Raw genomic sequence first — 23816 nt, forward strand, 5'->3', positions numbered from 1 at the left:
TTGAAATATTTTGTTAATTCTTAAATTTCGAGAGGCTAATTTCGTTAGATTTGGATTACAAAATCTAAACTCCAATTGATATGAACAAATTTTTAATAACCGGTTTGTTGATTTGCAGCACCTTGGGTGTGATCGGTCAGACCAAGAGCCCGATTAAATTCACAGCTAAGATTACGAACCGAAACAGTGATACTTTAGTAATTAAAGGAAAAGATAATTTCAAACAGGTGATTCCAATTAATAAAAAGGGAATTTTTGTGGCTTCTTTTGATGCTCCAAAGGGTTTTTATATGTTTTCGGATGGAACGGAAGGTTCTAATTTGTATTTAAAACCCAATTCTGATGTTAATTTGACAATGGACGCCAAGGAGTTTGACGAAACGATTGTGTACAAAGGAAAAGGGGTTGGCGAAAGTAATTTTCTGGCTCAGCAGGCTTTAAATGATGAAAAGTTTCAGAAGGAAGCTTTTGTTAAGGAAGCTACGGAGTTTGCATCGCTATTGGAAGCAAAGCTGAAAACGGATCTGGCAAGTTTAGAGAAAGGTAATTTCGACGCTGAATTTACGACGGCTTTGAAAAAGAAATTTGAAAGTTTTAATCGTTACGCTAAAGATGACTATGAGAGTGCTGCAAAAGCCAATAAGATGACAGGAACTTTATCTCCTGATTTTGATTACGAAAATCATAAAGGTGGAAAAACGAAGCTTTCTGATTTAAAAGGAAAGTACGTTTATATTGATCTTTGGGCTACCTGGTGTGCGCCATGCAGAGCTGAGATTCCGTATTTACAAAAACTGGAAGAAAAGTATCATGGAAAAAATATCGAGTTCGTGAGTGTATCTGTGGATAAAGCGAAGGATAATGAAAAATGGAAGAAGTTTGTGACGGATAAGAAGCTTGGAGGGATTCAATTGTTTGCGGATAAAGACTGGGAATCAGAGTTTGTAACGAGCTATGGTGTTACCGGAATTCCAAGATTTATTATTGTGGATCCAAGCGGTAAAGTAGTGAGCAGTGATGCAGAAAGACCTTCATCTCCAGAGCTTCAGACGCAATTAGATGCGTTATTAAAGTAACTTACGTTTCAAATTACAAGTTTATAAAAGTTTTATATTTTTTTAGGAAATAGCAGTAAAACCAAGGCTTAAGCTTTGGTTTTTTTGTTTTTGAAAAATTTCCAATGTTAAGTTTTTATCCAATGTTACCAAATTGTTAAGTAAAAGTTTTTTTAATGTAAACAATTGATTATATTTGATAAAGATTTGATAACATTAATACCTAAAGATATGAAAAAGTGTGTAATTTTAGTTGCAATATTGTTCTCTGGAATTTTAGTTGCACAAGAGATAAAACCGGAATTGGAAGCTGTTGGAAATAGAGTAAAAGCTACGTATTACTATGAAAATGGTAGTGTTCAACAAGAAGGTTTCTTCAAAGACGGTAAGTTAGATGGTGTTTGGGTATCTTATGATACAAAAGGAAATAAGATGGCTGTTGGAGAATACACTGAAGGAGTAAAAACCGGAAAATGGATTTTCTTCAATGACAAAAATCTTTGCGAAGTAGCGTATGAAAACAGCAAAGTAACATCTGTTAAGAATTTACAGAAAAATGCTTTAGCCAATAGAAATTAAAAAGATTTCGAATGATTTATAGAACCGTCTCGTTTTTTAACGAGACGGTTTTTTTATGCCTTTGTATTTCGGTATTTTAGTTTTTTCGGGTCAGGTGCAAAAGTTGGGAGTATTGCTCTGAAAGAGCTTAACCAATAGAATGGTGCGCAGCACTATGAGTAATGATAGCGAATATCGGTTACGCCCTGAAAGGGCAGAAGCTTACACGTAAAAAGTTGATTTTATTCTATTTTGAATTATATTTTATAAAAGAGCGGTTTGGTCTTTATTGAAAATTGTAAGGTATAAGTTTGCTTTTGCCCTTTCAGGGCAATTCTACACCTTAGTCTAATTCATAGTGCTGCGCACGATGTTGTTGCTTTTCAGGCTTTCAGCCTTTTTCTTCCCGACTTTTGTTCTTGATCCTTTTTTTACGCAGATTGCTTCGCCAATTCGCTTTCGCTCGGGTTAGCTGATTGTGCTGATTTTTTTTATGCTCTGCTTTTTTTAGATTTTTTATTTCTTCCGTACCAAATGATAAAACCGGTTAAAGGAAGTGCGGCTGCAATTAAGCTTACGATAAAGGCCATAATTTTTCCGGGCAGGTTTAAGATTTGTCCGGTATGGATGCCATAATTCATTTCGACAACCTGTAAACCCAGCGTTTTCTTTTGGAACGGTTCGCTTTGAATCAGTTTTCCAGTGTGAGGATGAAAATAATAGTTGCTTTGATGGTCGTATCGTAAAGCATGCGGATAAGCTCCTGTTTCGATGATATTACCTTTTTGCTGTGGAAAGGTAACAAAATACATTTCGGCATCGGGTTGAAGTTTTGCGGTTGTTGTAAAAGCGCGATCGACAGCAGTAACGGAGTTGCTGTTGAATTTTGTCGTATCGATGACAGGTACTTTTATTTCCAGCGTTTTATCTCCCCCAAAATTGAACGTACTATAGATTCCGTCACCTACCCACTCGTAGGTGAAAGTTAAACCGGTTATGGCAATAATTACGGCAAGAATCGAAATATAAAATCCGGAAGTATTGTGCCAGTCATAATTGACACGTCTCCATTTAGCGGACCATTTTACAGTAAAGCTTCGTTTGAGATCGCTTTTTCGTTTGGGCCACCATTGAATGAGTCCTGAAATTACTAATAAAATGAAGATGATGGTTGCGCTTCCAATGATATGTTTTCCTATATAATCCGGTAAGAGTAAATACAAATGAATGCGTTCGACAATAATAAAAAAGTCGGTATCGGGATCTTCGGTTTTCAGGTATTTTCCTGTGTAGGGATTGAAGTAGAGGTATCGATTTTCGCTATCAGCATAGGTGTAAACAATTGCAGAACGGTTTTTTCCGTAATACGAAACCATACTTGAGTTGTAATTTGGTAGAATCTCTTTGGCTTTTTCCTTCAATACAGAAGGTAGAACAAAAGGTTTGCTCTGAGGTTCAACGATTCGCCATTCTTTACGGGTGATGTCTTTTATTTCATCATGGAAACAAAAAATACAACCGGTAATACTGATAATAAAAACAATAAGCCCGGAAATTAATCCGAGCCATTTGTGCAGAAATCGTATTTGTGTTTTGAATCCCATTTTATTGTAAAAACGCAAAATTATACGCAAAATCAATGGGGAGCAAGTAATTTTATTTATTTTTTAGAAACGGCTTCGTTTTTAGGTTGTAATGAACAGGCGACATAAAGAGTTATGGAAGCCAGGAATATCCAAAAAATATCCACAAAGAAGACTTGAGTTTTATTTTGCATGAAAGAGGTCCAAAACCAATTTCCGGAGACAATTCCGTTTGTAATTGGAATTAAAAAACCTAATATACTTCCTGAAATTAAGCAGTATTTGTTGGTAAAAGCGTCATTTTTTTTAAGGATGAAAAACACGGTAAGAATAAGCCATCCTATAAAGTAAACCATGTATAACTGATCCTGAGTGAGAGGGTGGAATATTTTGGCCGCAATAAAAGCAAAGGCCGTGATCGGGTACATGCTCAGGCATATGGCTAGGTAGATTCTAACAACTCCGGCATTAAAACGTCTTTTCTTTTCGGGTAAGTTGTTTTTTTGTCTGGCGACTAACCAAATCATAACGCCCGAAATGATGACAAAACAGGTAATTATACCTAGAACGAAACTTACAATTTTGAGAGCATAACCTCCATAATCACCAAAATGTATGCGATACAGAACGTTTTTTACCACGTCGAGATAGTTGTTTTGAGTAATCGGATTTTTTCGGGCCATTTCTTTTCCGTCCGCAATTCGATAGACAATCTTCCCAATTCCGGTGAATTTTTTATGACTTAACATTTGGCCTTCGACTAAAACGTGCATGTTGGCATCTCCATAATTCTGAATGAAAACACGAGTGATTTCAAAATCTTTCCAGCTGTTTTTTGTTTGAGCAACAAGCTGATCGATATTAAATGGTGCTGCTAATTTCTTATTGTCGAATTTGTATTCAGGATCCTTATATTCCAGTTCTTTGTATAATTTGTCCTGATCGCCTTTGTATAAAGCCATTACTGCCGGAGCCACAATTAAGAGTTTAATCATGAAAAAAGTTCCGGTTACAGCATATACAAATTGAAAAGGCAATCCAATCATTCCTAAGGCGGTGTGAGCATCTGTCCATAAGGTTTTTAGTTTTTCTTTTGGACGGAAGATGTAGAAGTTGGAAACGATTTTTTTCCAATGCAGTAAAAGCCCGGTTACGATGGCAAATAAAAAAAACAAGGCGGTGAAACCCGAAAGGTAATAACCGGCAGGATAAGGAATTTGTGCCAGGAAATGCAAGCGGTATAAAAATTCTCCTAAAGAATAAGAATCTTCGTAAGTAAAGGTTTTGAAGGTTTTGGTGTCAAGGTAGAAAAACGATCCTTCTTGTTGTTTTTTAGGGGCCAGGGTATCTTTTGTACCCTCCATATAAACAGCTACTCTTCGTTCCGTACTTGGTTTCGAAATGGTAATGTTTCTTCCGTGTAAGACGTATTCTTTGTCCAGTTTTTGTAAAGCTGAAGTATAGTCGAGCTGGATTTCTTTGGTTAAGGCAGTAGATTCATTTCTTTCCCAATTGATAATTTCATCTCTGAAGAAAGAAAAGGATCCTGCGAAAAAAATCACAAAAAGTACTACGCTAATCACAATTCCGCTAACGGTATGAGTATGAAAATAGATGTTGTAATTACGATTGTTCATGGATTATTTTGCTATTGGATTGTAGGTTTGACCCAGGTATATTAAAAGAGAGAAAATTAAAGTAATAAGGATGTAGATGCCCCATATTTTCCATCCGCTTTTGGCCAGAAAGGCAACGACCATCAGGGCTACCCAGAGGATGAATCCGCTAAAAGCCATGGTCATCAGTATATCGGCACGACTGAACCAGGCTGCTAAAGCCAAATGAAAGGTGACTGAAACAAAATAGCCGCCTAATATAGCAGCTGTAATTTTGGCAAATCTTTGCCATTTGGATTGGGTTAAATATTTTGGATTGGCCGGCATATTTTAAGTAGAAATGAATTAGTAGTAGTAAAATTCCAGTAGCGCTGCAAGTATAAAAAAAACAAGAATAGCATAGCGGCTTATTTTTTTTAGAGGAGCCAGAATGATGATCAGACTTCCAATGGTCATGAGCTGAATAAAGAACATTAGGGTTCCGCAGCACAAGGACTGTGTAAGCAGCCAGAGCACATAAGCCAGTAAAAGAAGTCCCAGGCCTAAAAACTTAGTTGGTTTAGGATTGCTTTTCATCCATTTTTCGAAACCTAAATCATGCGATAATGTGGCTCTTTTCGAGGTGTAGTACAGCGTGTAAAAAGCTAAAAAAACAATAAGACTTGCAATTGTGATCATGATTGACGAAATTTAAAAAACACCTTTCCCGTAAAGAAAGGTGTTTTTTTGATTTTTATTAGAATTTATAAGCGAAACTTGCCGCTACACTTCTCATATTTCTGGGATGAATCGTAGACCATCCATCATAAGTATCTGCATTTGCAATGTTATCCATCTTTAAGGTTAAAGTGAATTTCTCTGCAGCATAGAAAATAGAAGAGTTTAATACGGTATATTCAGGAATCGTAAACGCTCCGGTCGTTTTTCTGTTCATGATTTTGTTATCACCCACATAATTTCCTCCAAAACCTAATCCGAAACCTTGTAGCGGTCCTTCCAAAAATTTGTAGCTGGCCCAAAGATTCGCTAAATTTCTTGCTCCTGCGCTTTCCGGTCTGAAGTTTACAAATTCAGGATCACCTGCCGTAAGTACTGCATCATTATAGCTGTATCCAAATACAATATTTAAACCGGCAACAGGGTTAGAAACGATTTCAGCTTCGAAACCTTTGTTTCTCTGGCCTCCATTTTGGTAAGAAGTAGAGTTTGTAGCATCGGTTCTGATGCTGTAAACCTGATCGGTAACTTTGATATCATAGTAACTGAAAGTGGCGTAAAGTTTGTCTTTGAAAAGATTCAGTTTGGTACCAACTTCAAATTGATTAGCATGTTCCGGGTTGTAAATTCTTGGAGTTCCCACACCTGCAATCAGGTCTTCTCCGGGAGCAACGTTTGAAAATCCATCCATATAATTGGCAAAAACAGAAACTTTATCCAAAATCGGCTGATACACTAATCCGAATTTAGGAGAAAAAGCAGTTTGATTGTATCCTCCGTTGTCGGCGTTCATAAAACGGTCTACACGTACACTTGCCATGGCTGACAATGCAGGGGTAAAATTGATGACATCCGAAACATAAACACTGTATACTTCCTGTTTTGTTTTGTTGTTGTTTGTTTTTGCTTTTGCTAAAAGAGCATCAGTTCCGGCTTTGGATAAATTTCCGTTATCACCGGTTGTAATGTATTTTGCAGGATCGGTAATTTTGAAGACCTCTTCGTTAACCCTTTTCAAACTGGCATTACCAATGTATACATCTCCATTTGCAACATATCCGGTACTGTTGTTTATCAATGAGGTGTTGAAGTAGTCAAAACCTGCAACAATTCTGTTTCTTAAGGTTCCTATTTTAAAATCGCCTATGAAATTCTGTTGAATATCAGTAGTTAAAGTTGTCGAATTTTGATAGTTTAAAGAACGACCCAATACTATTCCTTCGGAAATAGTGGGTATTGATTTCGTTTTTTCGTACAGATAGGTGTAGTAGCCTTCAGACTTTGTTGATCCTCTGGAAACCACTGTTTGAGAAGTCCATTCGTTATTAAACTTGTAAATCATCTGTCCTTGCAGATTGTATGAAGGTGTTTCTATAGTAAGCTGGTTACTGGTATAAGAACGTTTGTTGTCATAGCCCAGTTCTTTCATATTGTGAACTCTTAAAGCAGTACCTCTGTCTAAAAACAACATGGTTGGATTGGTCGCTTTATTGTTCATGAATTCAGTATTAACAAAGAATGAAAGTTTATCGTTTACTTCGTAAGACAGAGAAGGGGCAAAAAAGAATGATTTTTTAAATCCTGCATCCTGAAAACTATTTTCAGTGTGATAAGCAGAATTGATGCGCAGGTTTATTTTGTGCTCGTCGTCTAATGGGGTGTTAACGTCGGCAGTAACTCTGTTTAATCCGTAACTTGCAGTAGTGTAGCTTATTTCTCCTCCGAAATGATCGTAAGGTCTTTTGGTTGTAATATTGATTAATCCTCCGTAGGAAATAAGGCTGCTTCCAAACAAGGTTCCTGATGGTCCTTTGATTACTTCGATTCTGTCGATATTGGCAGGATCAAGACTTCCGTTTGTTAGTCCCGGCAATCCGTTAATCATAGTAGGCTGAACAGCAAAACCTCTTAGAGAAAAGTAGCCTGCACCATCATTTCCACGTCCTGTAGAAGCCCAAAGGGTGGTTAATCCCGGAGCGTTTTTAAGAGCGTCTTCGATATTGGTTACGACTTGTTCTTTTAACAATTCGCCTGTAATAGTAGAATAAACTTGCGGGTTTTCAAGATTTTTAAGAGGTAATCTTGATACTTGCTGGTTTTCTTTGCGGGCTAATGGATTCTTTTTTCCGTGACCGTTGATTACAATTTCGTCCAGTTGTTCAGAATTGGAACTGATCGTGAAATCTTCAATTATTTCGTCTCCGCCATTAAGAGAGACACTTTTTTCTTTTGAAGAATGCCCAACCGCAGAAACTTTAATCACATAGCTTCCCGGTTTGATGTTTTTAATTTCGTAAAAACCTCTGCTGTCTGTATTGGTTCCTATTTTGGTCCCTTTTAAGATAATGGTCACATTATCTGCGGCCTGATTGTTACTAAGGCTAATTTGTCCTTTTATGCTTGCTCTTTGCTGTGCCCAAATGGTTGGAGTTGCAAGCAGTGCAAAGAGAAAAGCCAAAAATGTTGTTGTGTATTTGGTTTTCATTATTATTTAGAATTGATTTTAATAGTGCAAATTTAAGTGCAGAATACAAATCAAACAAACTATTCTTATTTATTCTAAATAAACTAATTTTTAAAAGGCAAAACTTTTTATTGTGCAATTTTTTAACATTTTAAGCGGATTTTAAGTCAATATTAAGAAAAAAAACCTGCTTCAGTTAAGAAGCAGGTTTTGTATGATTGTTGAAAAGTATTACAATTACAATTCTAAAGCGCGTTTAGCATCTCCATTCATTAATAACTCTAATGGATTTTCTAGGGCTTCTTTTACAGCTACTAAGAAACCAACTGACTCACGTCCGTCGATGATTCTGTGGTCGTAAGAAAGTGCAACGTACATCATTGGGTGAATTTCCACTTTACCGTTTACAGCAATTGGACGCTCGATGATGTTGTGCATTCCTAAGATTCCTGACTGAGGAGGGTTGATGATTGGAGTACTCAACATACTTCCGAAAACTCCACCGTTAGTAATAGTGAAAGTTCCTCCTGTCATGTCGTCAACGGTAATTTGACCGTCACGTGCTCTAAGCGCTAATCTTTTGATTTCAGCCTCGATTCCACGGAAAGTTAATAATTCAGCGTTACGAACTACTGGTACCATTAATCCTTTTGGTCCTGAAACTGCGATTGAGATGTCGGCAAAATCGTAAGCAATTTTGTAGTCACCATCCATCATAGAGTTAACATCAGGGTATAATTCTAAAGCTCTTGTAACTGCTTTTGTAAAGAATGACATGAATCCTAAACCTAAACCACCATGTTTTGCTTTGAAAGCATCTTTGTATTCGTTACGAATTTGGTTGATTGGTGTCATGTTTACTTCGTTGAAAGTAGTAAGCATAGCTGTTTCGTTTTTAGCCGAAACTAATCTCTCTGCTACTTTACGACGCAACATAGATAATTTTGTACGCTCAGTTCCACGGCTTCCTCCTGTTGGAGTTCCCATTGAAGGTACAGCGTTTACAGCGTCATCTTTAGTGATTCTTCCACCTTTACCAGTTCCTGAAACTGAAGCCGGAGCAATGTTTTTCTCGTCTAATATTTTTCTTGCTGCCGGAGATGGAGTTCCTGCTGCGTAACTTGTTGCTGCCGGAGCCTGAACCGGAGCAGCTTTTGGTGCTTCAGCTTTTACTTCCGCTTTTGGTGCTTCTGCCTTTGGAGCTTCAGCGGCCGGCGCAGATCCTGATGGTTTAGCTGCGTCAGTATCGATTAAACAAACTACAGCACCTACCGCTACTGTATCACCTTCTTCCGCTTTAAGCGTAATAACTCCGCTCATTTCAGCAGGAAGTTCAAGAGTAGCTTTGTCTGAATCAACTTCAGCAATAGCCTGATCTTTTTCTACATAATCGCCGTCTTTTACTAACCAAGTTGCGATTTCAACTTCTTTTATAGATTCCCCTGGTGAAGGGACTTTCATTTCTAGAATCATCTTATTTCTTTGTTTAAAGTTTATTTTGTTTAAAGTTTCAGGTTTTGTAGGGGCCCGAAACTTTAAACTTGAAACATTGTTTTTTATCTGAATAAATTTTTATCGAATACCATTCTGATAGCATCGGCGTGACGACGTTTTGAACGTGTGTAACTTCCTGATGCCGGAGCAGAGTAAGCTTTTAATGAAGCTAATCTCCATTTCACAAGGTCAAAGTTCATCAACATAAAGCTGTAAGCTCCCATGTTTTTAGGCTCTTCCTGTGCCCAAACGTAATCGTCAGCATTTGGATATTGTGCGATGATTTCTTTGATTTGCTCTACAGGGAAAGGGAATAATTGCTCGATACGAACCACTGCAACGTCATTTCTTCCATTGTTTTCTCTTTCAGCGACAATGTCGTAGTAGAATTTACCGGTACAGAATACTAAAGATTTTACGTCTTTTTTGTTTACTGTAGTATCGTCGATTGTTTCCTGGAAGCTTCCGTTTGCTAATTCCTCAACAGTAGATACGCATCTTGGATCACGTAATAAACTTTTTGGAGAGAAAACTACCAATGGTTTACGGAATTTCGTTTTCATTTGTCTTCTGATCAAGTGGAAGAAGTTAGCCGGTGTTGTACAATCGGCAACATACATATTGTGTCTTGCACAAAGTTGTAAGTAACGTTCCATTCTTGCAGAAGAGTGTTCAGCTCCCTGACCTTCATATCCGTGAGGCAATAATAAAACAATACCGTTTTGGTTGTTCCATTTGTCTTCTCCACAAGAAATATACTGGTCAATCATGATTTGGGCTCCGTTAGAGAAATCTCCAAACTGTGCTTCCCAAATAGTTAAAGCATTTGGATTCGCTAAGGCATATCCATAATCAAAACCAAGAACACCATATTCAGATAAAAGCGAGTTGAAAACACCGAATTTTCCTTTTTTGTTCGCTATAGTGTCCAGTAAAATAACTTCTTCTTCAGAATCTTCCACTTTAACTACCGCATGACGGTGAGAGAATGTACCACGCTCTACGTCCTGACCGGAAATACGAATGTCAAATCCTTCTGTTAAAAGTGAACCGTAAGCCAATGCTTCCGCAGTTCCCCAATCCAAAGTGTTGTTGTCGTATCCAACTTTTCTGTCAGTAACAATTTTAGTGATCTTGTTGATGAATTTCTTGTCTGCCGGTAATGTCGAGATTGTATTGATGATAGAATCCAGTTCCTTCTTGTCAAAAGTAGTATCTGTTTTTTCTAACATTTGCGTATCGGTTACCTGAACAAATCCATTCCATTCGTTTTGCATGAATGGAGTTATAATCGTCAAATCTTTTTTACGGGAAGCTTCTAAGTTTTCCTCTAAAGCAGATTTGTATTCTTTTTCTAAAGCATTTACATAAGAAGCATCGATTATGCCGTCAGACAATAATTTCTCTGCATAAATATCTCTTGGATTTTTATGTTTAGCGATGATTTTATATAAAACTGGTTGTGTAAAACGAGGCTCATCACCTTCGTTATGACCGTATTTTCTGTATCCTAATAAGTCAATAAATACGTCACGTCCAAACTGCATTCTATAATCTAATGCAAAAGATACGGCATGTACAACAGCTTCAGCATCATCGGCATTTACGTGTAATACCGGTGAAAGTGTTACTTTGGCAACATCTGTACAGTACGTAGACGAACGTGCATCTAAATAGTTAGTGGTAAAACCAACCTGATTGTTGATAACGATATGAATTGTACCACCTGTTTTGTAACCGTCAAGTTGAGCCATTTGAATGATCTCATACAAGATTCCCTGACCTGCGATTGCAGCATCTCCGTGAACGGCAATAGGTAATACTTTAGAGAAATCGTTAGGATAATATTTGTCCTGTTTTGCTCTTGTGATTCCTTCAATTACAGCTCCAACCGTTTCTAAGTGAGAAGGGTTTGGTGCTAAATTGATATTGATGTTTTTTCCTGTTCTTGTTTTTTTGTCGGCAGTAAGACCTAAGTGGTATTTTACGTCACCGTCAAAATATTCCTGATCGTAATCTTTACCGTCAAACTCACCAAAAATATCCTGAGTTGATTTTCCGAAGATGTTAGCCAAAACGTTCAAACGACCACGGTGAGCCATTCCCATTACGAATTGTTCAACACCTTTTTCGGCAGCCTGCTCGATCAAAGCGTCCAAAGCCGGGATGATAGATTCTCCACCTTCTAATGAGAAACGTTTTTGTCCTACATATTTAGTATGCAGGAAGTTCTCGAAAGATACGGCCTGGTTTAATTTATTTAAGATTGTTTTCTTTTCGTCAGAAGAGAAGTTTGGCTGGTTTACGTTTACAGCCAGTTTGTCCTGGATCCATTTTACAACGCCGGGATTTCTGATGTACATGTATTCGATACCAATGTGCTGGCAGTAAATAGTCTGAAGACGTGTAACAATATCCTGTAGTGTAGAAGGCGCTACTCCGATTGCCTGAGCAGCATCAAAAACTGTTGAAAGATCAGCAGTTGTTAATCCGAAATTTTCAATGTCTAAAGTTGGAGACGATGTTCTGCGATCACGAACTGGGTTTGTTTTAGTAAACAAGTGCCCGCGAGTACGGTAAGCATCGATTAATTTTAGGACATTGAATTCTTTTTGTAATTTATCAGAAACTAAACTACAATCTACGTTGTCGTTTGTTACGTATTCAACGATTCGTTGAACCGGATTTTCGTCATTATAAGTCGTTTGTCCAAAATCGAAACCTTGAAAAAAACTTCTCCAGCTTGGCTCAACGCTATCTGGGTTTACTAAATACTGATCATATAATTGTGCGAAAAACTCTGTATGCGCTGCATTTAAAAATGAAAACCTATCCATAATATGAGTGAATATACTTTTTGTTAAATAGAATCGCAAAAGTACAACAATCACATTTATTTAAATCTTTTTTTTACGTACTTTTACGTAAAAATTTGTTAAAAATAGACTCTACTATGGATAAAAATCAAATTTCAATCGTTTTCAAAACTTTTTTTGTGATTTTGGCTGTCTCATTTTCGAGTTCTGCTTTTGCACAACAAAAATATGTCATAGACAACAGCAATCATTTTTGGGAGAAAGTTCAGTTTGGAGGAGGTCTTGGTTTAGGAATTGGTTCCGGATATACGGACATTTCGGTTTCACCAAGTGCTATTTATAATGTAAACGAAATTGTAGCGGTTGGTGTTGGATTGCAGTTTGGTTATTTGTCTTCTAAAAATTATTATAGTTCTTTTGTTTATGGTGGAAGCCTGGTTGGACTCGTGAATCCGATTCCTGAAATTCAGCTGTCAGCAGAATTGGAACAGGTTCGTATCAATACAGACTATAAATCAACGGCCTATCGACCAAGTTACTCTGATGATTATTGGAATACCGCCTTGTACCTCGGTGCGGGTTACCGAACCGGAAGTGTTACTATTGGAGCACGTTATGATGTTTTGTATGATAAAAATACAAGTCTTTACGGATCAGGATTTATGCCTTTTGTGAGAGTTTATTTTTAGAGGTGCTGAGATGCTAAGATGCTAAGTTTTTAATTCATTATCATAATTACAGTTCTTAAATGAAAAAATATTTTGCTCTTCTTTTTGGAATTCTTCTTGGAAGTTCGTCCTGTCAACAAAAGGAAACAAAAAACGTTGATGTTAAAAAACAAGCTCAAATAGATGCAAATCTTGGAGTGATAAATTCTTTGAGTAATGCTGGTGATAAGCTAACTGCTTCAAGAGAAGTTTTTCACTGGATTTATTTCAAAGATGAAAAACAAAGAAATAATTATTTGACAGAAGTTAGTAAGAAAGGATTTGAACTAGTGAGTTCAGATAAAATTAATGATGAGTTTCCATATCAATTACAAATAAAAAGGATTGACAAAGTTGATGAAAATAGTGTAAATGATTATGTAATCTATCTATGGGAAAGGGCAATTGAATATAATGGAGATTACGATGGATGGGAAACAAGTATAGAAAAAACTTAGAATCTCAGAAACTTAGAGCCTCAGCACCTTAGTATCTCAGTACCTTAGCCCCTCTACTTATAATAATTTCGGAACCAAACCTTCTGCCATTCTCTTTTTAAAATCAAAAAGGAAACCTGCTCGGCTAAGATTACCAAATCAGAACCGTCGAGTTTTTTGATTTCATCTTCAGAAACATCGATGATATAAAGCAGATTGAGGTACTCCGCAAATTTGTACTGAATCATTCTATAGATTTTCTCGTGAAGTTGAATTTTTAGTTCTTCGGGAGAAATGCTCATTGGAAAATCTATTCCTTCGTTGGCCAAATTAAAGTCTTTGTTAATTTGCTCAATCAAACTTAAATATAGATTTTCGCTTTCGGCATCAGCCAATAAAATGTCGGTATTTGCAGGGATTGGAAACATTGAGGCTTTTTAAGAATTGACGCAAAGTTAAAACTAAAAAATCATTTTACGGTTGATTCTCTTTCAATGATTCTTGTAGGAAGTTCAATAATTTGATGCGTCACCGGCCGATGCTCTTTCAGGTCGGCAATTTCATCGATTAAAAGCGAAACGGCCTGATGGCCCATTTCAAAGCCGGGCTGGTCAATTGTGGTTAATTTAGGTGAGATAACCGTGCTCATAAACCAGTTGCTGAATCCAAAAACCGCTACCTGTTCCGGTGTTTTGATTCCCGCCTCATTAAAATATTTGATAATTCCGATAGCGACCAGATCAGTGATGGCAAAAATCGCGTCTATGTCCGGGTGCTCCGTCATTATTTTCTGAGCATTTTCGTAACCATCCTCAAAATCGGTATTATTGTCACATACATAAACCAGTTTGGAATCGTATTCAATCCCATGTGCTTCCAAAGCTCTTTTGTATCCTAAGAATCTGTCGATGGAGTTTTGAGGAACATAAGAACCTCTAAAATGTGCGATCTTTTTGAATCCTTTATTAATAAGATAGGAAACGGCATCGAATGCCGCTTTAGCATCATTGATCACGACTTTGGAACAATCGACTCTTTTGGCAATTTTATCAAATAAAACAACGGGCGTGTTTTTGCGGATCGCTTCATTAATATGAGTAAAATCATCTGTTTCATTAGAGAGTGACATTAAAACCCCGTCAACTCGTTTTTGAATTAATAAGGCCAGCTGTTTTTTCTCCAGTTCGTATTTTTCGTTGGATTGTAATATAATGACAAGATATCCTCTTTTTTCGGCTTCTTCGAGAATACCATTTAAGACACTGGAGAAGAAATGATGCACGGTAGCCGGAATGATTACACCTATTGTTTTGGTTTCGTTGGTTCTTAGGTTTACCGCGACCGAATTGGGCATGTAATTCATGGTTTCGGCCATTTCGATCACGCGGGCACGTGTAGACTTACTAATATCGGTATAGCCTTTTAATGCCTTTGAAACCGTGGTAACCGAAATTCCCAATGCCGAGGCTATATCTATTAATTTGGTGTCATTCATGAAATAAAAGTACTAAAAAATAAAGTGTATTGATAAAAAAATAACTTCCGAAAACGTTTTAGGGGATTTCGAAAACGTTTTCGATTTAGAATTCTTAAATTAGAGTTAATTCCTTGAGTAAGTTTACATTTCATAAATGAAAGATTTACTAACTAAACCAAAAAAACATGAAACAGCAACATTCTTATTTAAGCATAGTATTTCTGATATGGTGCTTAATCTCTGTTCCGAACCATTTGTTTGCACAGCATAAAAATACCGTTTCCGGAAAAGTACTCGATGAGAGCGGACAAACGATTCCGGGAGCCAATGTTTCGCTTAAAGGAACAGATAAAAATACGATTACAGATGAAAACGGAAGGTTCGTATTTTCCAATATTCCCGCAGGAGATTATACCATTGTAGCGACCAATGTGGGGTGTAAAACCTTTGGAAAACAAATCACTGTAAAAGAAGGAGAATCTCTAGAGGTTAGTTTACTTCTGGAAGGGGAATCACAAAGTTTGAAAGAAGTGGTCGTAACAGGATCTTCAAGTCCGAGGTCTAAATTAGAATCCAGTGTGGCCATTACCACCATGGGAGCTAAGGCTATCGAAGACAGGGCACCGGCAAGTACAGCTGCTTTATTGCAAACGATTCCCGGATTTGTGGTAGAAGCTTCAGGGGGAGAAATTGGAAACAACCTTTTTGCAAGAGGAATTCCGTCTGCCGGAGCCTATGAGTATGTACAGATTCAGGAAGACGGATTGCCGGTTTTTGAAGATGGCGCGCTGCAATTTGCGAATGCTGATACTTTTTACAGATTAGACGAAACCGTGAGCAAAATGGAAGCAGTTCGCGGGGGCTCAGCATCTATTTTTGCTAATAATGCGCCGGGAGGAATCATCAATTTTATTTCGAAGACAGGACAGAATGACTTTCAGGGAAGAGCTAAATTCTCGACTTCAGATTACGGAATGTTCCGTACCGACCTTAATTTATCGGGGGCTTTAATTCAGGACAAATTGTTCTTTAACGTTGGAGGTTTTTACAGAGCCGATAATGGGGTAAGAAATACCGGTTTTACTGCTAATAAAGGAGGGCAGATCAAAGGAAATATTACTTATAAATTTGATGATAACGATTATTTGAGAATTAACTTCAAACATCTGGATGACAGAAATGCGTTCTATTTACCGATTCCATTAAAAAGTAATAATGGTAAAATAGAAGGAATTCCGGGCTTTAATCCAAATTACGGAACCTTGACGTCAGTAAATTTTAGCCGTTTAAATGTACCGCAATACGGTGGGGGAACTTTTACGGCAGATTTGGAAGATGGATCTCATCCGATCATCAACTCGATCGGTGCGGAATTTAAAAAGAAGATATCGGAGAAAGTGACGTTTAAGAATGCCTTCAAACAAACCAATATCAATTTGAATTACAATGCTATTTTTCCAAATGGAGGTCCGTGGACACAAGATGCTTATGCAACAGGGGTTCAGAATACCACGGCCAGTAACCTGACCTATTCTTATGTCGATAATGGAGCAACTCTTGATCCGAATGCCTTAATTATGAGAGCAGATCTTTGGCACATCGAGAAAAAGATGAACAATTTTGCGAACAATTTCTCTTTTGCGTTTGATTTAGATCCTGTAAAACTGACTGCGGGTTACTATTATTCCAACTGGAAATCGAATCAATACTGGAATTGGAACTCGTATTTAGTGGGAGTTTCAGACAATCCGAGATTGTTAAATGTAAAAGACAATACATCAGGCGTAAATCATACCTGGAATGGGGTGGAAAGAATTACTTGGTTAGAAAGAGATGCCCAAACCAAAGGGGTTTTGAATGATGTTTATGCCGATGCTGAAATCAAAGCGACAGACAAGCTGACTTTCAATGCCGGTTTACGATACAATAAAGACAAGTATTCAGGGTACCGAGACAATGCGAGATTTTTTGCAGAGAACCTGGGGATTTTAAACAACAATACGGCCGATGATAAGGTAACAACGGTAAAAGGAAATCCGTATACGTACTGGCGATATGATGTGAGCGAATGGTCGTATACCGCTGCCGGAAACTACAAATTCAATGACAATATGGCTTCGTATGTACGTTACAGCCACGGTTTCAGATCGCCTATTGAAGAGTCCTTTTATGATAATGCAGCCGATTTGAGCAAGCTGGAAAACACCGAGGTAAATCAGTTTGAGTTGGGGTATAAATATTCTAATTCTTTCTTCAATGTAAATGCCAACTTGTTTCACATGGGCTTAAAAAATGTTGCCTTTACGGATATTTTATCGGATGGATCTTCTGAGAATAAATTTGCCGATGTAAACAATATTGGTCTTGAAGTAGAAACGAATGCCAGATATAAAATGGTAAAAATGAACTTTACGTTTACGGTTCAAAAACCGGAGTATGATAATTTTACGGGTACCAATGCTGACGGATCGACTTTTAATTTTAACGGAAACACAGCCAGAAGAATCCCTAAGTTTTTCTGTAACTTAAGACCGGAAGTGGATATTACAAAAGATTTTACAGCTTATGTGCAGTTCTCTTATTATGATAAAAAATTCACGAATCAGGACAATAAACAAGTTTTGCCGGCTTATAAAGAAGTAGGGGCGGGATTAAATTATACCTATCATAATCTTCGTTTTGCGGTTGATGCTTCAAACTTGTTCAATGAAATAGGTTTAACCGAAGGTGATCCAAGACAAACTACGTCAGCCGCAAGTGATGTGTTTATGGCAAGACCAATTTTAGGACGCGCCTTTAGATTTTCGGTGGCGATTAATTTTTAAGAGATTGTGAAATGTGAGATGTAGAGTATGTTCGAAACCTGAAACCTGAAACCTGAAACATTTCAACTATTAAACGACAAACCAATAAAAAATGAAAAACATAGGAATTAAAATCTCTCTTTACCTCAATTATTTTGTCTTCGCTATTCTCCTGAATAGCGTAGGCATTGTGATTTTGAAATCGCAGAAAAATTATGGAGTAGATGAAGTTCAGGCGAGTATTTTAGAAGCGTTTAAGGACATGCCTATTGCGATTGTTTCCTTTTTTATAGCCTCTTTTTTGCCCAGAATCGGCTATCGAAAATCCATGCTGATTGGTTTGGGTTTGGTTACTCTGGCTTGTATTTCCATGTATTTTGGAAATTCATTTGACAATGCTAAAATTCTTTTTGCAACCGTTGGAGTTTCGTTTGCCTTGATTAAAGTTTCGGTTTATTCCTTAATTGGTACTGTTACCGAAACCAAAAAAGAACACAATGCCTTGATGAGCAGTATTGAAGGTTTTTTTATGGTTGGAATTGCACTGGCTTATTTTCTGTTTCCGGCTTTTAATAAGGAAGAGGATCCCAATTCGTGGCTAAATGTGTATTGGTTTCTTGCCGGATTGTCGTTGCTGTCGTTTCTGTTTTTGTGCTTTGTGAAGTTTGAAGAAACCGAAGTCGCCGCAGGAGCAAATCTCAAAGACGATTTCATGCAAATGTTCCGTTTAATGGCGAAATTGCTAACGGTTGTTTTTGTAATCAGTGTCTTTTTGTTTGTAATGATTGAACAGGGAATCCTTTCCTGGTTGCCTACATTCAATACAAAAGTGCTGCATTTGCCTGAAAATATAAGCATTATGATGGCTAGTATTTTGGCCATTTCACTGGCAGCCGGAAGGATGATTGCCGGAATTGTAACTAAAAAAGTGGGCTGGCTCTGGGTGCTAAGTTTCTGTATTCTTTCAGCCATGCTGATTGTAGTTTTTGTACTTCCAAAAACCGTTGGATTGGAAGTGAAAAGCATCAATACCCTGGCAGACATACCTTTAATTGGTTTCGCATTTCCTTTAATTGGACTGTTTATTGCACCAATTTATCCGTTGTTAAATTCGATTGTATTGAGTGCGCTGCCTAAAAATCTGCAAAGTTCGATGACAGGATTAATTGTGATTTTTTCGGCTCTTGGCGGAACATTAGGCTCCAGAATAACAGGCTGGCTGTTTAAAAATGAAGGACCGGAAAAGGCATTTTATTTTACATTAATTCCAATGTCTTTATTATTAGTGTCTTTTTTTATTCTTAAAAAAATAACTGCAAAAGATGAAATTTAAACTACATATATCCCAAACTATCGAAAAACTATTGGCTCAGGAAGATACTGACGGCGATAAAAAAATAACGATTGATGATCATGGTCCGAAGCGATTTTTACTGAATGGTGAAGAGGGAAATTCAATCCTTATTGAAGGAACCTACCAGCTTTCAAACTTATTGCAGGAACTGGCTTTGGCTAAAAAAGAAAATACGGAATTTGCCGAAATCAGTCTCGATCAAATTGTAGAGGATCCTGTAAAAAGAATCTCCGGAAAAATAAAAAACCTGTATTGGAAAGGGTTAACACGTACGATTGATGCCAATGGGGTGAAAAAAATACTGGAAGACAATAAAATAGAAAATGCTATTTCGTATTTGTATGTTCCTTTTGGAGATGAAATCGTTTTTGATTATTTCAAAAAACTGGAAGCCGTAACTCCAAAGTTAAAAGTGGTACAAATGCCGAAACATATTTCACCGGAGTATGTCATGTCGCTCAATCAAAAGCCGGGCATATTGGCTTTGGCACTTCAAATTAAAAACAATGAAATTTCGGGAGTTCCCTTTGTAGTTCCCGGCGGAAGGTTTAATGAAATGTATGGCTGGGACAGTTATTTTATTGCCAAAGGACTTTTAATAGATGATAAAATAGAGCTAGCTCTGGGAATTGCAGAGAATTTTAAATACCAGATTGATCATTACGGAAAAATACTAAATGCGAACCGGAGTTATTATTTAACCCGTACGCAGCCTCCGCTTTATACGTCATTGATTATCGATGTTTTGGAAAAATCGAATCCGGATATTTTCTGGATCGAAAGACATTTAAAAACGGCCATTAAAGAATATCTGACGGTTTGGATGGAAGAAGGCAAAAGACTAACCGCTAATGGGTTGAATAGGTATAAAGCTGAAGGAATTGGACTGCCATTTGAAGTAGAGGAGGGGCATTTTGATGATATTCTGGAGCAATACGCACCAAAATACAATTTGTCTACCCGCGAATTCGAAAAAAAATATCTGGAAAGAGAAGTGGTCGATGCTGAACTGGATAAGTATTTTATTCACGACCGAAGCATGCGCGAAAGCGGTCATGACACGACCAACAGACTGGTTGGAATTTGTGCCAATTTAAATACCGTTGCGATAAATAGTCTGCTTTACAAATACGAAACGGATATTGCCTTTTTGATTAGGAAGTATTTTAAAAACGAATTTCAATATTTTGAAGACCAGTCTTTTTCAACCGAATATTGGTTTGCGAAAGCAGCTTCAAGAAAGGAAAAAATCAATCAATTGTGCTGGAATTCAGAATATGGATGTTATCTGGATTATAATTTTGTAAATGAAGAGCAGCATTTTTTTGAGGCTGCAACTACTTTTTATCCGCTTTGGGCCAAAATAAGCACACCCGAACAAGCTGATATTCTGGTAAAAAAGACCCTTCCAAAATTTAAAATGAAAGGCGGAATTGCTGGAAGTACCAAAGAATCCATTGCAGCTATAGACGAAAATGCACCAGTACGTCAATGGGATTATCCGTTTGGATGGGCACCACATCAAATGCTTTTGTGGGAAGGTTTGCTGAATTATAATTTTAATGAAGAAGCACAGGAAATGGTATACCGCTGGCTTTGGCTGATTACTAGAAATGCAGTGGATTATAACGGAACCATTCCGGAAAAGTTTGATTTGTCGATCAGCTCGCATAAAATCTTTGCAGAATATGGAAACGTCGGAACTGAATTTGATTTTATCCCCGAAGAAGGTTTTGGATGGATGAATGCTTCGTACCAGTATGGTTTAACTATTTTGGAAGAAGATTTAAAACAAAAATTATCGGACTTGGTTGATCCGGATGTACTTTTTTAGTTAAAAGGGGGGGGCTTCGACTTCGCTCAGCCGGACACAACGTTATCATTTAAATTATTGTGTCCGGCTGAGCGAAGTCGAGTGATAAGCTTAACGAAGTCAAATGTCATGCTGAGCAAAGTCAAATGTGCGGCTCAGCGAAGTCAACTGTCCGGCTGAGCAAAGTCGAGTGATAGGCTCAGCGAAGTCAATTGTCCGGTTGAGCGAAGTCGAGTGATAGACTTAACGAAGTCAAATGTCAGGCTGAGCGAAGTCGAATGATAGGCTAAGCGAAGTCGAATGTCAGGCTGAGCGAAGTCGAAGCCTAGACCTTTCTCCCCATTAAGTTCTCCCCAAAAGTACGCAGGATATTTTTCTTTTCAGCGTTAAGATCCATTTGATCCAGCGTTTCAAAAGCTTTAAACGTATACATTTCAATGGCATCCTGAGTGGCTTTTGAAGCACCGGATTCATTGAAAATTGCTTTTACAGTAGCTATTTTAGCGGTATTGTCTTCTAATTGTAAACGGAATAATTGCTCTAACTCTGAAGCTTTTTCAGGAGAAGAAAATTCTCTTGCTTTGAGGTATAAATACGTTTTTTTGTTTTCGATAATGTCTCCTCCAACTTGTTTTCCGAAAGTTTCCGGATCTCCAAAAGCATCCAGATAATCATCCTGAAGCTGGAAAGCAAGACCTAAATTCAATCCGAAATCATAAATTAAATCACCTTCTTTTTCAGATGTTTTGGCTACGATAGCTCCCATTTTCATGGCAGCAGCAACCAGAACGGCCGTTTTATATTCGATCATCTTTAGGTATTCCGGAATCGTAACATCATTTCTTTGTTCAAAGTCAACGTCCCATTGTTGCCCTTCACAAACTTCAAGAGCCGTTTTGCTGAATAGTTTTGCTAAGTTTCTGAAAACAATCGGTTCGTATTGTTCAAAATACTGATACGCCAGAATAAGCATGGCATCACCGGACAAAATTCCGGTATTGAGGTCCCATTTTTCATGAACAGTTTCCTGTCCTCTTCTCAAAGGCGCATCATCCATAATATCGTCATGTACAAGCGAGAAATTATGAAAAACTTCCACAGCCATTGCAGCCGGAAGTGCTGTTGTATATGGGGTATTAAAAACTTCTGCAGCCATCAAAGTAAGTACGGGACGGATTCGTTTTCCGCCGAGGCCCAGAATGTATTCAATGGGTGCGTAAAGATTTTGGGGTTCTTTATGTATGCTTTGGGTTTTTAAATAATGAATAAAAAAATCCTGGTACTGACTAATATTGTGCATAAAATGAAATTCTGATTTGCGAGGTCCAAAGATACGATTCATTATGAATTATTGCGTTTTTAAAATTTTAAAAGATGGTGGAGGAATTAGATAGTGGAGGTAATTTGATAATTTGATAATGGGTTTTTGGTGTAAGTGCGGGAGGCTTCAACTTCGTTCAGGCTGACATTCACATTGTGATTGTGTTTGTCGGCCTGAGCGGAGTCGAAGGCGGTTTTGGGCTTGTTTTAAAATTATTTTCAAAAAAACTTGGAAACTTTTTTGGTATTCAGAGTTTCCTGTTTATATTTGCACCGTTAAATGGAAACTTAGGACACTAAAAAAGTTTCCGCGAAGAATTGAGAAATTTATAACCTCAGTAAAAACAGTAATTTATGAAAACAACATGGACCTTAGATTCTAGCCAATCAGATGTTTTGATTAAAATGAGACATTCGATTATTGCTTACATGGGAGGAACTACAAATAAATTTGGTGGTTATGTGAATATTGAAGACAATGAAGTAGAAGATGCATCGGTTGAGTTTTCGCTTGACATTAACAACAAGATTGATAATTTTCAGCAAATTGATACTTATTTACAACTTCAGGATTTGTTTGATGTAAACGAACATCCGATTATTAGTTTCAAATCGACTTCGTTTCAAAAAGTAAACAACAATATTAATTTCTTCAAGGGCGACTTAACGATTAAAGATGTTACCAAAGTAGTGGAACTTGATGCCGAGTTTATAGGAGTTAATACATACAATGGAGAGAAGAAAGTTGCTTTTGAAATCAAAGGAGATATTAAGCGTCAGGATTTTGGTTTAGATTACAATTCGTTCAGTCATAATGGAGGTTTGGCTTTAGGAAAAGACATTAAGCTTATTGCAAATTTAGAGTTTAGCATATAAATCTTAGAGAATGAAGTAAATTAATGTAAAATTATTACAAATAGTACGGAAACTATTTTCGTGAATTTAGTTTCCTCAGTATATTTGTAATACAATTTGAAAATTAAAATGAAAGAGAAAATCATATCAAAAGCAAGCGAGTTGTTTTTAAAACTTGGTTTTAAAAGTGTTACAATGGATGATATTGCAGGAGAAATGTGTATTTCGAAAAAAACGATCTACAAATATTTCTGTAATAAAGAAGTATTGATTGAAGAGAGCACATCATTAGTTCACAAACAGGTACATGAAATAATTGATACGATTGTGGCGAAAGATTATAATGCGATCCATGAGAATTTTGAAATCAGAGAAATGTTTAGAAATATGTTTAAGAATAATACAGATACTTCTCCTATTTATCAATTGAAAAGACACTATCCGGAAATTTACCAAAACATACTTTCGCACGAAATCGATCAGTGCAACCGTTATTTTGGAGTCAATATTGAAAAAGGAATCCGTGAAGGATTGTATCGTACGGATATCAATATACCAGTGTATGTGAAATTTTATTACACCTTAATTTTTCATATCAACGAAACTACTGTTTCAGAAAGTGAAGCACAAAAAATAGAACTGGAGGCACTGGAATATCACACCAGAGCTATGGCAACAGAAAAAGGAATAGTGGAATTGGAAAAGCAACTTAAGAAAATCAAAGTATAATCATCAATCAATAATAG

At 37.1% G+C, this 23816-nt stretch carries 19 protein-coding genes; 9 read left to right on the forward strand and 10 right to left on the reverse strand.

The window, feature by feature from the left end:
- The first annotated feature begins 80 nt into the window (after positions 1-80).
- Both JO950_RS05020 and JO950_RS05025 read left to right on the forward strand, forming a co-directional pair.
- The gene (locus JO950_RS05020; protein ID WP_202701604.1) at positions 81-1076 is read left to right on the forward strand and encodes a TlpA disulfide reductase family protein; all 996 of its coding nucleotides are present in this window, start codon (positions 81-83) and stop codon (positions 1074-1076) included.
- Positions 1077-1286: 210 nt separating this feature from the next.
- The gene (locus JO950_RS05025; RefSeq protein ID WP_017494612.1) at positions 1287-1634 is read left to right on the forward strand and encodes a toxin-antitoxin system YwqK family antitoxin; all 348 of its coding nucleotides are present in this window, start codon (positions 1287-1289) and stop codon (positions 1632-1634) included.
- Between the two features lie 470 nt (positions 1635-2104).
- On the opposite strand, the gene JO950_RS05030 is transcribed toward JO950_RS05025, so the two are convergent.
- The 7 genes from JO950_RS05030 to JO950_RS05060 all read right to left on the reverse strand — a co-directional run bounded on the left by JO950_RS05030 (position 2105) and on the right by JO950_RS05060 (position 12324).
- Complete coding sequence (locus JO950_RS05030; RefSeq protein ID WP_202701605.1) at positions 2105-3217, reverse strand: PepSY domain-containing protein; 1113 nt, start codon at positions 3215-3217, stop codon at positions 2105-2107.
- A 56-nt stretch (positions 3218-3273) separates the two neighbouring features.
- A complete protein-coding gene (locus JO950_RS05035; protein WP_202701606.1) occupies positions 3274-4833 on the reverse strand; it encodes a PepSY domain-containing protein in 1560 nt (519 codons plus the stop codon).
- A 3-nt stretch (positions 4834-4836) separates the two neighbouring features.
- Positions 4837-5139: a hypothetical protein gene (locus tag JO950_RS05040; protein ID WP_202701607.1), complete on the reverse strand. Its 303-nt coding sequence runs from the start codon at positions 5137-5139 to the stop codon at positions 4837-4839.
- Positions 5140-5157: 18 nt separating this feature from the next.
- The gene (locus JO950_RS05045; RefSeq protein WP_202701608.1) at positions 5158-5490 is read right to left on the reverse strand and encodes a hypothetical protein; all 333 of its coding nucleotides are present in this window, start codon (positions 5488-5490) and stop codon (positions 5158-5160) included.
- A 58-nt stretch (positions 5491-5548) separates the two neighbouring features.
- The gene (locus JO950_RS05050) at positions 5549-8014 is read right to left on the reverse strand and encodes a TonB-dependent receptor (RefSeq protein WP_202701609.1); all 2466 of its coding nucleotides are present in this window, start codon (positions 8012-8014) and stop codon (positions 5549-5551) included.
- 216 nt (positions 8015-8230) lie between these two features.
- Positions 8231-9466, reverse strand: a complete 1236-nt coding sequence (gene odhB, locus JO950_RS05055) for a 2-oxoglutarate dehydrogenase complex dihydrolipoyllysine-residue succinyltransferase (protein ID WP_017494618.1) — start codon at positions 9464-9466, stop codon at positions 8231-8233.
- Positions 9467-9549: 83 nt separating this feature from the next.
- Positions 9550-12324 (reverse strand): 2-oxoglutarate dehydrogenase E1 component, encoded by a 2775-nt coding sequence (locus JO950_RS05060; protein ID WP_202701610.1) that lies wholly within the window; start codon positions 12322-12324, stop codon positions 9550-9552.
- Positions 12325-12440: 116 nt separating this feature from the next.
- Between JO950_RS05060 and JO950_RS05065 the strand changes: the two genes are divergently transcribed.
- Both JO950_RS05065 and JO950_RS05070 read left to right on the forward strand, forming a co-directional pair.
- Positions 12441-12992: a hypothetical protein gene (locus JO950_RS05065; RefSeq protein ID WP_202701611.1), complete on the forward strand. Its 552-nt coding sequence runs from the start codon at positions 12441-12443 to the stop codon at positions 12990-12992.
- 59 nt (positions 12993-13051) lie between these two features.
- Complete coding sequence (locus tag JO950_RS05070) at positions 13052-13468, forward strand: ribonuclease E inhibitor RraB (protein WP_202701612.1); 417 nt, start codon at positions 13052-13054, stop codon at positions 13466-13468.
- A 53-nt stretch (positions 13469-13521) separates the two neighbouring features.
- Here JO950_RS05070 and JO950_RS05075 read toward each other — a convergent pair whose 3' ends face one another.
- Positions 13522-13875: a hypothetical protein gene (locus JO950_RS05075; protein WP_202701613.1), complete on the reverse strand. Its 354-nt coding sequence runs from the start codon at positions 13873-13875 to the stop codon at positions 13522-13524.
- A 41-nt stretch (positions 13876-13916) separates the two neighbouring features.
- Positions 13917-14942, reverse strand: coding sequence for a LacI family DNA-binding transcriptional regulator (locus JO950_RS05080; protein WP_070906102.1), 1026 nt, complete (start codon positions 14940-14942; stop codon positions 13917-13919).
- A 167-nt stretch (positions 14943-15109) separates the two neighbouring features.
- Between JO950_RS05080 and JO950_RS05085 the strand changes: the two genes are divergently transcribed.
- The 3 genes from JO950_RS05085 (at position 15110) to JO950_RS05095 (ending at position 20916) form a co-directional block, all read left to right on the forward strand.
- The gene (locus JO950_RS05085; protein WP_202701614.1) at positions 15110-17749 is read left to right on the forward strand and encodes a TonB-dependent receptor; all 2640 of its coding nucleotides are present in this window, start codon (positions 15110-15112) and stop codon (positions 17747-17749) included.
- A 91-nt stretch (positions 17750-17840) separates the two neighbouring features.
- Positions 17841-19061, forward strand: coding sequence for a sugar MFS transporter (locus tag JO950_RS05090; protein ID WP_202701615.1), 1221 nt, complete (start codon positions 17841-17843; stop codon positions 19059-19061).
- Positions 19051-20916 (forward strand): trehalase family glycosidase, encoded by a 1866-nt coding sequence (locus JO950_RS05095; RefSeq protein WP_202701616.1) that lies wholly within the window; start codon positions 19051-19053, stop codon positions 20914-20916. The genes JO950_RS05090 and JO950_RS05095 overlap by 11 nt, the downstream gene beginning before the upstream one ends.
- A 304-nt stretch (positions 20917-21220) precedes the next feature.
- Here JO950_RS05095 and JO950_RS05100 read toward each other — a convergent pair whose 3' ends face one another.
- On the reverse strand, positions 21221-22195 hold the full coding sequence (locus tag JO950_RS05100; RefSeq protein WP_202701646.1) for a polyprenyl synthetase family protein: 975 nt from the start codon (positions 22193-22195) through the stop codon (positions 21221-21223).
- A 374-nt stretch (positions 22196-22569) separates the two neighbouring features.
- Between JO950_RS05100 and JO950_RS05105 the strand changes: the two genes are divergently transcribed.
- Positions 22570-23091 (forward strand): YceI family protein, encoded by a 522-nt coding sequence (locus JO950_RS05105; RefSeq protein WP_017494629.1) that lies wholly within the window; start codon positions 22570-22572, stop codon positions 23089-23091.
- A 108-nt stretch (positions 23092-23199) separates the two neighbouring features.
- Positions 23200-23799: a TetR/AcrR family transcriptional regulator gene (locus tag JO950_RS05110; protein WP_202701617.1), complete on the forward strand. Its 600-nt coding sequence runs from the start codon at positions 23200-23202 to the stop codon at positions 23797-23799.
- Positions 23800-23816: the final 17 nt, after the last annotated feature.

Source organism: Flavobacterium sp. UGB4466 (assembly GCF_903469665.1).
Taxonomy (GTDB): domain Bacteria; phylum Bacteroidota; class Bacteroidia; order Flavobacteriales; family Flavobacteriaceae; genus Flavobacterium; species Flavobacterium lipolyticum.

What these genes read in the sequence shown, in the direction of transcription:
- JO950_RS05020 (WP_202701604.1), top strand. Translation starts at nt 81, where the DNA reads ATGAACAAATTTTTAATAACCGGTTTGTTGATTTGCAGCACCTTGGGT.
- JO950_RS05025 (WP_017494612.1), top strand. Translation starts at nt 1,287, where the DNA reads ATGAAAAAGTGTGTAATTTTAGTTGCAATATTGTTCTCTGGAATTTTA.
- JO950_RS05030 (WP_202701605.1), bottom strand. Translation starts at nt 3,217, where the DNA reads ATGGGATTCAAAACACAAATACGATTTCTGCACAAATGGCTCGGATTA.
- JO950_RS05035 (WP_202701606.1), bottom strand. Translation starts at nt 4,833, where the DNA reads ATGAACAATCGTAATTACAACATCTATTTTCATACTCATACCGTTAGC.
- JO950_RS05040 (WP_202701607.1), bottom strand. Translation starts at nt 5,139, where the DNA reads ATGCCGGCCAATCCAAAATATTTAACCCAATCCAAATGGCAAAGATTT.
- JO950_RS05045 (WP_202701608.1), bottom strand. Translation starts at nt 5,490, where the DNA reads ATGATCACAATTGCAAGTCTTATTGTTTTTTTAGCTTTTTACACGCTG.
- JO950_RS05050 (WP_202701609.1), bottom strand. Translation starts at nt 8,014, where the DNA reads ATGAAAACCAAATACACAACAACATTTTTGGCTTTTCTCTTTGCACTG.
- odhB (WP_017494618.1), bottom strand. Translation starts at nt 9,466, where the DNA reads ATGATTCTAGAAATGAAAGTCCCTTCACCAGGGGAATCTATAAAAGAA.
- JO950_RS05060 (WP_202701610.1), bottom strand. Translation starts at nt 12,324, where the DNA reads ATGGATAGGTTTTCATTTTTAAATGCAGCGCATACAGAGTTTTTCGCA.
- JO950_RS05065 (WP_202701611.1), top strand. Translation starts at nt 12,441, where the DNA reads ATGGATAAAAATCAAATTTCAATCGTTTTCAAAACTTTTTTTGTGATT.
- JO950_RS05070 (WP_202701612.1), top strand. Translation starts at nt 13,052, where the DNA reads ATGAAAAAATATTTTGCTCTTCTTTTTGGAATTCTTCTTGGAAGTTCG.
- JO950_RS05075 (WP_202701613.1), bottom strand. Translation starts at nt 13,875, where the DNA reads ATGTTTCCAATCCCTGCAAATACCGACATTTTATTGGCTGATGCCGAA.
- JO950_RS05080 (WP_070906102.1), bottom strand. Translation starts at nt 14,942, where the DNA reads ATGAATGACACCAAATTAATAGATATAGCCTCGGCATTGGGAATTTCG.
- JO950_RS05085 (WP_202701614.1), top strand. Translation starts at nt 15,110, where the DNA reads ATGAAACAGCAACATTCTTATTTAAGCATAGTATTTCTGATATGGTGC.
- JO950_RS05090 (WP_202701615.1), top strand. Translation starts at nt 17,841, where the DNA reads ATGAAAAACATAGGAATTAAAATCTCTCTTTACCTCAATTATTTTGTC.
- JO950_RS05095 (WP_202701616.1), top strand. Translation starts at nt 19,051, where the DNA reads ATGAAATTTAAACTACATATATCCCAAACTATCGAAAAACTATTGGCT.
- JO950_RS05100 (WP_202701646.1), bottom strand. Translation starts at nt 22,195, where the DNA reads ATGCACAATATTAGTCAGTACCAGGATTTTTTTATTCATTATTTAAAA.
- JO950_RS05105 (WP_017494629.1), top strand. Translation starts at nt 22,570, where the DNA reads ATGAAAACAACATGGACCTTAGATTCTAGCCAATCAGATGTTTTGATT.
- JO950_RS05110 (WP_202701617.1), top strand. Translation starts at nt 23,200, where the DNA reads ATGAAAGAGAAAATCATATCAAAAGCAAGCGAGTTGTTTTTAAAACTT.